Here is a 4,544-nt window from a genome sequence, read left to right as displayed (position 1 = left end):
AAGACTAAATTTGTTTTTCCTACTCAAAAATAGTGAAAATAAATCAAATTTTATTTGTTTTTAAGCACAGTTCTTTGTTAGCATAAATAAATTTATGTTATTTATTCTCCAAATTATGTTATAAGACGCTATAAAAGCTACTAAAAACAAAGGAATTGCAAAAATAAAAATTCTAAGTCTAAGTCCATTTTCATAAAAATAAAATATATCCATTATTGAATTCCATAAAAAAATCAATACACCTGCAACTATTAGTATTGAAATTATATTAAAAATTTTAAATTTAAATTTTTCAAAATATTTTAGTAGCATTAAAATTAAAATAATATTGCTTAAAAAAAATGGAACTAAAATATAGTAAATTTCATCATCAAAATTCATCATTCCAATTGATTCACCAATAAAATTACAAATTAAATAGATACAAAGTAAAAAATTTATTTTCTTTACTTTAACAAAATAATAAAATGATACCGAAGGAATAATCAAAGGAAAAGATACTAGTAACAATGCATCAATTTCAAATATAATAGAAAATATTGCAAGAATACAACTTAAAAAATATACAATAAGAGCAATTTTACTAATTTTCATCTAACATTTTTAAAAAATCATTTTCAGTAACTAATGCAATTCCAAGTTGATTAGCTTTTTCTAATTTGGCTGGTCCCATGTTTTCTCCTGCAATAACAAAATCTGTTTTGGCAGAAATAGAACTTCCAACTTTTCCTGCATTATCTTCTATAGTTTTCTTTAAATCATCTCTAGAAAATTTTTCGAAAACACCAGAAACCACAAAGGTTTTACCCAAAAATTTGTTGGTAGCATTCGGATTATATTTTTCAATAATTTCAAATTGCACTCCAAATAGTTTTAATCTTTCAATAATTTTTTGATTTTCTTGATTTTCAAAAAACTCAATAACGCTTTGAGCAATGCGCTCTCCAATTTCATCAACCATTACCAGCTCCATTATAGTAGCTTGACGCAAGGCATCAATATTTTTATAATGCTTTGCCAATTTTTTTGCAACTGTTTCACCAACATATCTAATTCCAAGTGCAAACAATACACTTTCAAATGGAATATTTTTAGAATTTTCTACGCCTTTTACTAAATTTTCAGCACTTTTTTGCGCCATTCTATCTAAATGTAATATATCTTCAACTTTCAATTCATATAAATCAGAATAGTTTTTTACCAAACCATTTTTGAACAGCAAAGCAATTGTTTCTCCACCAAGACCTTCAATATCCATTGCTTTTCTAGAAATAAAATGTTGAATTCTTCCTATAATTTGTGGCGGACAACCATAAAAATTTGGGCAAAAATGATTTGCCTCTCCTTCTTTTCGAATTAATTCTGTTCTACATTCGGGACACTGTTCTATGTATTTCGTTGGTTCAACCCCAGTTCCTCTTTTAGCAACACCAATAATTTTAGGAATGATCTCTCCACCTTTTTCAACAAAAACCTCATCACCAACTCTTATGTCTAATTTTTCAATTTGATCTGCATTGTGTAATGAAGCTCGTTTTACAATTGTTCCAGCTAGTTGAACTGGTTGTAAATTTGCAACAGGAGTTATTGCTCCTGTTCTTCCAACTTGATAAGAAATTGAATTTAAGGTTGTGGTAACTTGCTCTGATTTAAACTTATAAGCTATTGCCCAACGAGGAGATTTTGCAGTGTATCCAAGTTCATTTTGATGATTAAAATCGTTTACCTTAACAACAACTCCATCGGTTTCATAAGGTAAATTATGTCTGTGAATATCCCAATAATTTATAAATTCAAAAACTTCTTCAAGATTATCAGCCAATTTAGAAGCAGTTGGAACTTTAAAACCCCAAGTTCTTGCAGTTTCTAAACTATGAAATTGGTTATTAAAAGCAGAATTAGGTTCTTCAAAATTAACTAGAACTGAATATATTAAGCATTCAAGTGGTCTTTTTGCTACTTCATTACTATCTTTCAACTTTAAACTACCCGATGCAGTATTGCGAGGATTTGAATAAGGTTCTTCTCCAATATCAATTCTTTCGAGATTCATTTGCGCAAATCCTTCTATAGGTAAAATAATCTCGCCTCTAGCAAATAAATCTGAAGGATAATTTCCAAATAATTTCTTTGGAATACAATTTATAGTCTTAACATTCTCTGTAACATCTTCTCCATTTAGACCATCACCTCTAGTCAATGCTTGAACCAACTCACCATTTAAATAATGAAGACTTATTGATGCTCCATCATATTTTAATTCGCAAGTATATTGAAAATCTAAATTACCTATTAACTTTTTATTTCTATTTTCCCATTCAAAAATATCTTCTTTAGAATATGAATTATCTAAAGAATACATTTTAAAACGATGTTCAAATGTTTGAAAATATTTAGATGAAGTATTATACTTTTTTTTGTATTTACTTTTATCTTTTAATGGTTCGAAGCCTATACGTTGAGTTATACTATTAGGTACAACCTCACCAATTAATTCCTCTAGATTCTTAAGAATCTTGTATAAAACATCATAATCATAATCATCTATTTTACTTATACCTCTTTGATAATAATTTAAATTATGCTCTTTTAAGCTATCTCTTAAACCCTTAGTTATTATTTTAACTTGATCAAGTGTAGAGTTTTTTTCTTTTAAAACTGATACTAAAACTTCTTTACTTTTTGAATCAACTTTTAACTTATCAAAGTTAATTTGTCTTCCATCAGAAAATAAGTTTCCATCTATTTGAAATAATTTGAATTGATCTAAAAAATATTCTCTAAACTTTTCCATTTTGGTACAATTAAAAACTTAATTTTATTAAAAAAGACTAAATTAATAAATATTTATAAAAATAATAAACTAAGACTGAATAATAGTATTTATTTGAATATATAATTGTCCATCGCTTAAAATTGCACCTTGAGTTATTAAGTCAAAAATAGCTTCGTTGCGTTGTTTATCATATTCTTTTTTACCTACATGAATTTCAACAGTTTCTGTAAATAAATTATCGCTTAACCATTGCAAACCATCTTTTGCAAGAAAATCAACTTCGCCAACTAAGGATTTTATGACCATAGATTGAATAAATTCTTTTTGGAAGTGAAATAAAAAAATATGGTTTTTTGAAAAATGTTCAAGAAATTTAGCGTTAGTTAAAACTCCTTCCCAAATTAAATCTGAAAAAACATCAAGTTCCTGCTCTGCAATTTCAGGTTTATTACTTTTTATTTCGTCCCACTCTTTTTTATCTATAGATTGTGATGCCAAGAAAGTTGCAAACTCTTGATGCAATTCATCTTGTTGTTCTTTGGTTAGTCTTTTGTATTTCATATATGTTAATTTCAAAATTGAACATTCCAAGTTGAATATTCAACATTTTAATTTAAAATTTTTGAACTAGGAATATTCAACTTGGAATGTTGAATATTGAAGTTTTTTAAAACATAAAAAAATCCCGACTTGCATCGGGATTTAATATTTATGATAGCAAGATATTAAACCTCAGCTAAAATTTCATAAGGTAATTCAACTACAACGTCTCTGTGTAATCTTACAGATGCAGTGTATTTACCAGTACGTTTTACAACACCACTAGTTATGAATTTTCTATCTATTGTTTGACCTGCTTTATCTAATGCTGCAGCGATATCAATATTGGTTACAGAACCAAATAATTTTTCGCCACCAGCTTTAGAAGTAATTTTAATTTCTAAAGCTTTCAATGCATCAGCAATTTTAGTAGCATCAGCAATAACTTTAGCTTCTTTATGAGCTTTTTGCTTTAAGTTTTCAGCCAATACTTTCTTTGCAGAAGAAGTAGCCAAATGAGCAAATCCTTGAGGAATTAAAAAGTTACGACCGAAACCAGCTTTTACTGTTACTATGTCATCTTTAAATCCTACGTTTTGAACGTCTTGTTTTAATATAAGTTCCATGTTGTTGTCCTTATTATAGAAGTTAGGTTCCCTTTATCGAGAAACCAACAACTGTTGATTTTAAATTATTTTAATAAATCGGCCACGTATGGCATTAATGCTAAGTGTCTTGCTCTTTTTACAGCAACAGAAACTTTTCTTTGAAATTTCAATGAAGTTCCTGTTAAACGTCTTGGAAGAATCTTTCCTTGTTCGTTAACAAATTTTAATAAGAAATCTGCATCTTTATAATCAATATATTTGATTCCAGATTTTTTGAAACGACAATACTTTTTAGTTTTGTTAGTTTCTATATTCAAAGGCGTTAAATATCTAATATCTCCGTCTTTTTTTCCTGAAGCTGATTGTTGTAATGTTGCCATGGTTATGCTTTTGCTACTTTAAGTTTTTCTCTTCTTCTTTCTGCCCATGAAATTGCATGTTTGTCTAAACTTACAGTTAAGAAACGCATAATACGTTCATCACGTCTAAATTCAGTTTCAAAAGCAATTAACACTTCTGGTGTTACTTGGAATTCAAATAAATGGTAAAAACCACTTTTTTTGTTTTGGATTTCGTAAGCTAATTTTTTTAAGCCCCAATCCTCTTTAGATACCATTTTT

At 27.9% G+C, this 4,544-nt stretch carries 5 protein-coding genes; all 5 read right to left on the bottom strand.

What is annotated here, in order from left to right:
• Positions 1-583: 583 nt before the first annotated feature.
• Complete coding sequence (ligA, locus tag ACH2BO_RS11040; protein ID WP_395044800.1) at positions 584-2,794, bottom strand: NAD-dependent DNA ligase LigA; 2,211 nt, start codon at positions 2,792-2,794, stop codon at positions 584-586.
• A gap of 69 nt (positions 2,795-2,863) precedes the next feature.
• Entirely contained in the window at positions 2,864-3,337 is a 474-nt protein-coding gene (locus tag ACH2BO_RS11035; protein ID WP_395044799.1) for a DUF6495 family protein, read from the bottom strand.
• Between the two features lie 164 nt (positions 3,338-3,501).
• Complete coding sequence (gene rplI / locus ACH2BO_RS11030; RefSeq protein ID WP_395044798.1) at positions 3,502-3,942, bottom strand: 50S ribosomal protein L9; 441 nt, start codon at positions 3,940-3,942, stop codon at positions 3,502-3,504.
• A gap of 65 nt (positions 3,943-4,007) precedes the next feature.
• Positions 4,008-4,304 (bottom strand): 30S ribosomal protein S18, encoded by a 297-nt coding sequence (gene rpsR / locus ACH2BO_RS11025; RefSeq protein WP_022828230.1) that lies wholly within the window; start codon positions 4,302-4,304, stop codon positions 4,008-4,010.
• A 2-nt stretch (positions 4,305-4,306) separates the two neighbouring features.
• On the bottom strand, positions 4,307-4,544 hold a 238-nt coding region (gene rpsF / locus ACH2BO_RS11020), incomplete at its 5' end, for a 30S ribosomal protein S6 (protein ID WP_395044797.1).

It is taken from the genome of Flavobacterium sp., assembly GCF_043773265.1.
Lineage (GTDB): Bacteria > Bacteroidota > Bacteroidia > Flavobacteriales > Flavobacteriaceae > Flavobacterium.
This window is presented reverse-complemented; position numbering and strand designations above follow the sequence as displayed.